At 41.5% G+C, this 6,405-nt stretch carries 7 protein-coding genes; all 7 read right to left on the bottom strand.

Going from position 1 to position 6,405, the window contains the following annotated elements:
* A partial coding sequence (gene argF / locus U9Q08_05245; GenBank protein MEA3329108.1) for an ornithine carbamoyltransferase occupies positions 1-923 on the bottom strand: 923 nt, incomplete at its 3' end.
* Between the two features lie 55 nt (positions 924-978).
* A complete protein-coding gene (locus U9Q08_05240; protein MEA3329107.1) occupies positions 979-2,184 on the bottom strand; it encodes an aspartate aminotransferase family protein in 1,206 nt (401 codons plus the stop codon).
* Complete coding sequence (gene argB, locus U9Q08_05235) at positions 2,181-3,041, bottom strand: acetylglutamate kinase (GenBank protein MEA3329106.1); 861 nt, start codon at positions 3,039-3,041, stop codon at positions 2,181-2,183. Before argB ends, U9Q08_05240 begins: the two co-directional genes overlap by 4 nt.
* Complete coding sequence (gene argJ, locus U9Q08_05230) at positions 3,025-4,275, bottom strand: bifunctional glutamate N-acetyltransferase/amino-acid acetyltransferase ArgJ (protein ID MEA3329105.1); 1,251 nt, start codon at positions 4,273-4,275, stop codon at positions 3,025-3,027. Before argJ ends, argB begins: the two co-directional genes overlap by 17 nt.
* Positions 4,276-4,295: 20 nt before the next feature.
* Complete coding sequence (gene argC, locus U9Q08_05225) at positions 4,296-5,321, bottom strand: N-acetyl-gamma-glutamyl-phosphate reductase (protein MEA3329104.1); 1,026 nt, start codon at positions 5,319-5,321, stop codon at positions 4,296-4,298.
* A 133-nt stretch (positions 5,322-5,454) separates the two neighbouring features.
* On the bottom strand, positions 5,455-5,847 hold the full coding sequence (gene rpsI, locus U9Q08_05220) for a 30S ribosomal protein S9 (GenBank protein ID MEA3329103.1): 393 nt from the start codon (positions 5,845-5,847) through the stop codon (positions 5,455-5,457).
* A gap of 1 nt (position 5,848) precedes the next feature.
* Complete coding sequence (gene rplM / locus U9Q08_05215; GenBank protein ID MEA3329102.1) at positions 5,849-6,280, bottom strand: 50S ribosomal protein L13; 432 nt, start codon at positions 6,278-6,280, stop codon at positions 5,849-5,851.
* Between the last annotated feature and the right edge of the window lie 125 nt (positions 6,281-6,405).

The raw sequence follows: 6,405 nt of genomic DNA, 5'->3' as shown, positions 1-6,405 counted from the left end.
GTATTCAGCAGCATCAAGAGTATCGCCTTCTGAACATGGAGTTTATTTTCGGCCTGATCAAACACTATTGAATTAGGTCCGTCTATTATCTCAGCAGTAATCTCTTCTCCCCGGTGAGCCGGCAGGCAATGCATAACCAGACAATCAGGTTTTGCCTTCTTAAACAGGACTGAATTTAATTGATACGGCTTAAAATCTTTCAATCTCTGCGCCCGGGAATTTTCATCTCCCATACTGACCCATACGTCTGTATAAATTATATCAGCATTATTTATTGCCCTAAAAGGGTTATTGGTGACGGTTATTTTTGAACCGCTTTTCATTAACTCCGAATCAGCCTTCTTCACAACATCCCTTCCTGGTTCATAACCTTTTGGAACAACAATAGTCAGATTTATCCCTAATTTAGCGGCAGCATAAATAAGAGAACGGCAAACATTGTTTCCATCGCCGATAAAGGCTACTTTCAGGCCTTTTAATGTCTTTTTCTTTTCTTTAATGGTGTAGATGTCTGATAACACCTGGCAAGGATGGAGCAAATTGCTTAATCCATTGATTACCGGAATAGTGCTAAATTCTGCCAGATTATCTACTGTCTGCTGTGAAAATGTCCTGGCAACTATTCCGTCCAAATACCCCGATAATATCCTGGCTATATCCTCCACTGGCTCTCTTTTGTCCAGTCCCGCATCACCCGGTCCAAGATAAACTACCCGGCCTCCCAGCTGATACATCCCGGCTTCAAAGGAAATCCTTGTCCTAAGAGAAGGTTTTTGAAAAACAAGGCCGAGAATTTTCCCCTTTAAGGCCGTGGTAAAACTTTTTTTAGACTTCATTTTTCTGGTAAGGCTGAATATCTGGTTTATCTCAGAAACGGTTAAATCGAGTATTGAAGTTAAATTCTTTTTTTTCTTTTTCACCATTACTCCCGGTATGATCTTTGATCATACTTGATTACTAAGATTATTTTAGATATCCTCATTGTTCCTGTTTATAGGATGTCTTTGGTAAAAACTCTAACGCCTTATCCAGAATACTCAATGCCTTATCTACATGCTTTTTACTTACAATCAGCGGCGGCATAAGCCGTAAGACATTACCTTGCGTGCAATTAATAAGCAAGCCTCTTTTAACACATTCTTCTGCCAACGGTTTACATTCTTCTCTCAGCTCTACACCGATCATAAGGCCCAGACCTCTAATTTCTTTAATTATACCGTATTTTTCTCTTAAGTTATCAAGCCTGTCAAATAAATACTTACTGATAAGATTAACATTGTTTAAAAGCCTGTCTTTTTCTATCGCCTTAAACACAGCCAGGGCTGCCCGGCAAACCAGAGGGCTTCCGCCAAAGGTCGAAGCATGGGAACCGGCTTTGAGGGTGTGGGCTATATCTGCCCTGACCGCCATTGCGCCGATAGGAACGCCTCCTCCCAATGATTTGGCCAGCGTCATAATATCGGGAATAACACCGTAATGCTGATAGCAAAACATCTCACCCGTTCTGCCCATACCTGTCTGAACCTCATCAAATATCAAAAGCAGATTTTTCTCATTACATAACTGCTTAAGCGAAAACATATAATCTTTCGAAGCAATGTTTATTCCACCTTCCCCTTGAATAGGCTCAAGCATTATTGCTGTTGTCTTATCCGTAACGGCATTTTTTACTGCCTCAAAGTCATTAAAAGGCGCATGCTTAAACCCTTCCGGAAGAGGGTCAAATCCCTTTTTTATTTTATCCTGGCCGGTAGCAGCCACGGTAGCCAGTGTCCTGCCGTGGAATGAGTTTTTCATAGTTATTATTTCGAATCTGCCTGAGCCCCCATATATCCTGGCAAATTTAATCGCTGCCTCATTTGCCTCGGCTCCGCTGTTACAAAAGAAAACCTTTCCCCCGAATGAACTTTTTGATATCACCCCGGCTAATTTAGCCTGCAAATGGTTATAATAATTATTAGAAATGTGAATCATCCTTTTACATTGGTCTTTAACGGCATTTACTACCATTGGATGGCAATGGCCCAACCCGCTGACTGCCCAGCCGGGGAAAAAGTCTAAATACTGTTTCCCCTCAATATCCCAAACCATTAATCCCTTGCCCCTCACCAACACCAATGGACTTTGGGTATAAGTGGGCACTACATATTTACCGTAGAGATCCGTTACTTCTTTAGTCTTCATTTATCCCTCACAATCTCAGTTCCTATCCCTTTATCAGTAAAAATCTCCAGCAAGAGAGAATGTTTAATTCTGCCGTCAATAATGTGAACTTTTTTAACACCTGACTCCAGACTTAACATAGCTGCTTTGATCTTGGGAATCATCCCTCCCTGAATAATCTTGTGAGAAATTAGGGTTTCCACCTCGCTAACATGCAGGGTGGAAATCAATGAGCCGCCTTGTTCAGTATTTCTGATTATACCGCTAACATTGGTTAATAAAACAAGTTTTTCCGCCTTCAGTGAGCAGGCAATATGCGCGCTGACATCATCAGCGTTAATATTATAATTGGTTTTGCCGCTTTGTATTACGCCTACCGGCGCTATTATTGGAATACATCCCCGGTTTATCAATTTGATTATCGGCCTCTTATCTACCAGGGATATCTCGCCGACATAACCAATGGTCTTAAATAAACCATGTCTTTTGACCTTTAAAATTTTCCGGGTTTCATCTAAACCCTTGGTTTCCCCCCCTAACTGCCTGATCTCCTTTACGATCTGTTTGTTTAAATCAGAAAGCGCCTCTATTGCTATCGGAACACTTTTCTTGTTGGTTACCCTCAAACCATCAACAAATTGCGGTTGGATGCCGGAAGCCTTCATCCTCTGGTTTATTATCGGTCCTCCGCCGTGAACCAGGACAGGCCTAATTCCTACGAAACTTAAGAATACCATGTCCTGTAAAATCCCTGTTCGAACATCATCGTTCAGCAGCATACTTCCGCCGAACTTGATCACCACTACTTTTTGTTTAAAAGTCTTGATATAAGGGAGTGCCTCGATCAAAACATCGGCTTTTTCAATGATTTTTTCCATAGCCCCTGTTTATCCTGATATACTCACTGGACAAATCTCCGGTCCAGACCGTGGTTTGATGTTTACCAGAGTTAAGATCTACTGAAAGCGTCACTTCCTTCCCGCTGAGTATCTTTTTCAATCTTTTTCTATTGCCCGTAACCGGCCGGCCCTTAGAAAGCACCTTTAGATTATCAAAATAGATATCGAGCAGATTTTCTTTAAGATTTGCTCCCGAACTTCCCAGGCTAGACACCACCCTTCCCCAGTTAGGATCGTTTCCGCCTAGAGCTGTTTTTACTAAAAGGGAATTGGCTATCTTAAACGCTGCGTTTTTGGTATCCCTCTTTGTTTGCCCGCCCTTGACAATAACTTCAATAAATTTAGTTACCCCTTCTCCATCTTTGACTATCATCTTAGCCAGACTGCTGGCCGCAAAATTTAAACCTTTCTGAAAAACATAAAAATCGCTGTCCTTCCTGGTTATCTTTGGGTTTCCGGCTAATCCATTGGCCAGGATAAAAACCGTATCATTGGTGCTCATATCGCCGTCAACAGTAATCAGGTTGAATGAATTAGCTATTGATTCTTTTAACGCCGCGGTTAAGGCTGAGTTAGAAATATTTACGTCTGTAGCAATAAAAACAAGCATGGTTGCCAGTTTGGGTGAGATCATGCCCGCGCCTTTGGCTATAGCGCCGATAGTAACCGGCCTGGCTTTGATCTTTATTTTTAGAGCTATCTGTTTAGGAACAGTGTCTGTAGTCATAATCGCCCTGCCGGCTGAATTACTGCCTTTATAACTTAACTGCCTTATTAGCTCCGGCATAGCCTTCTCTATTTTACCGGCATCCAGGGCCTTACCGATAATGCCGGTTGACGCCAGAAGCACAGATTTGCTTTTTATTCCTAATTTCAGGGCTGCGCTGGAATCAAGCCTGCCAGCTGCTCTTAAGCCTTTTTTCCCAGTACAGCTGTTTGCATTGCCGCTATTTATTAAAATAGCCTGGATAAGCCCGTGTTTTAAATTCTTTTTACTGATTTTGACCGGCGCTGCTTGAATCTTATTAGTAGTGAACAAAGCGCTGGCCTCTGCCGGGATATCCGAATAGATCAGGGCTAAATCTTTACCTTTTTTTTTAAGCCCGCAATTGATCCCGCTGGCCTTAAATCCCCGGGGAGCGGTTACCCCGCCATTAATTATTTTCATGTTCACCGTCATCGTATCTCCATCGTCATCCTGTGGCTTAACCACCTTCTATTTATTCCTAATCGCTAAATTAACCCCGCGGTTTCTTGAAATCCAAACATTATATTCATATTCTGGACAGCCTGACCGGCAGCGCCTTTGCCCAGATTATCTATAGCTGAAATTATTATTATCCGCCTACTGTCTTGGCTGGCCCAGATACCAATATTGCAAAAATTAGTCTCAACAACCTCTTTAAGCTGAGGTGATTGGCCCTCAGCCTTGATCCTTACAAACGGCTCATTTTTATAAAAGTTCTTAAATATATCAAGCAAATCTTTCAATGCCGTCTTTTTGGTCTCGTTAAGATAGATCGTGCTCAATATTCCCCTGTTTATCGGAGCCAGGTGAGGAACAAAGGTTATTTTAACAGGGTGTTTGGCCAGTTTTGTCAATTCCTGGTTTATTTCCGGTAAATGCTGATGTTGATTAATCTTATAGGCCTTGAAATTTTCGGTTATCTCTGAAAAATGCAGTTCAATTGCTGCTTTTCTTCCTGCACCGGTCAAACCTGTTTTAGAATCAATAATTATGTCTGAATGGTCAATAAGGCCTTTTTCAAGAAGCGGGGCCAGGGCAAGAATAATACCGGTAGGATAACAACCGGGATTAGCAATCAGTTTGGCCTTTTTTATTTCTTCCCGATATAATTCGGGTAAACCGTAAACAGCTTCTTCTGCCAGAGAAGGACTACTATGTCTGGCCTTATACCACTGTTCATAGAGTGCGATATCCCTTAGTCTATAATCAGCGCTTAGATCTATCACCCTTTTGCCTAATTTCAAAAATTCCGGGGCAATGCTCATCGAGACCCGGTGAGGCAAGGCTAAAAAAACTACCTGGCTCTTAGAAGCTACCTCAGCAATATCTTCTAAATTAGCGCACTCCAGGTCTATTTTTCCGCAAAACCTGGGAAAGACATCCGAAATCCTGCAGGCCTGGTCTATTTTAGCGGTAAGAGAGGTTATCTCTGCCTCAGGATGGTCAATAAGAATCTTGACCAGCTCTTCACCGGTATATCCAGTAGCTCCCACAATAGCAACTTTAAGCATCAGGCTTCTCCTCTCACTTAGTTTATTTACTATAACTCATTACTATAAAATAAAAAACCTATTTTGTCAACCCGAAAAACAGGCCAAGCAAAATAGGTCTTAGTTATTTTATCTCAGTTAATTATCGTTAATATTAACGCTTCGTAAATTGAAACTTTCTCCTGGCTCCTTTCTGTCCGTATTTCTTGCGCTCTTTCATACGGGAGTCACGGGTTACAAAACCAAGACTGCGTAAGGTCTGCTTTAATCCTGTATCGGCCTCAACCAAAGCCCGGGCAATACCATGGCGAACAGCCCCTGCTTGGCCGCTGATACCGCCTCCTTTGACGTTAATTATCATATCATACTTATCTATAGATTTTGTAAGGAGTAACGGTTGTTTAATAAGCGTACGAAGGGTTTCTATTGGAAAATACTTTTCTAATGGCTCTTTATTAACACTGAACACGCCACTACCGCTAAAAAGTTTAACTCTGGCTACAGCTTTTTTTCTCCTGCCAGTACTCCAATATATATTCTCTGCCACTTTATACCTCCAAAACTTTCGGACTCTGGGCCTGCTGAAAATGCTTAGGCCCTCCGTAAACCTTTAACTTTTTAATCAGCTTTCTGCCTAGTTTGTTATGGGGCAGCATTCCTCTAACTGCATGATAAATAACGTCTTGGGGCTTTTTTTCCATTAATGACTTCAAATTTTGCTCTTTTAACCCGCTGGGATAACCGGAATAACGCTTATAAAGCTTATCTTCCATCTTATTGCCAGTGACCCTGATCTTTGCTGCATTAATCACCACTACCGGGTCTCCGGTATCCATGTAAGGAGTAAATATCGCCTTGTCCTTGCCTCTTAATATCGAGGCAATCCGGCAGGCCAGCCTCCCCAATATCCTGCCTTCGGCATCAATCAAATGCCACTTTCTTTTAATGTCTTTTTCTTTTGCAACATATGTCTTAGCCATAATACCTCTTAAAGTTAGAACAAAATATTATCACATGAATCCATGTTTGTCAAGTTTTAATAATTAAAATGTTATTTAAAAATTAAAAGTGCACAGTTTTAGAGCGATTTAAGTTTTAAAAGTGC

It is taken from the genome of Candidatus Omnitrophota bacterium (assembly GCA_034717435.1).
GTDB lineage: Bacteria > Omnitrophota > JAUWXU01 > JAUWXU01 > JAUWXU01 > JAYELI01.
Note: the sequence above shows the minus strand (reverse complement) of the source record. Positions and strands in the feature narration are given on the sequence as shown.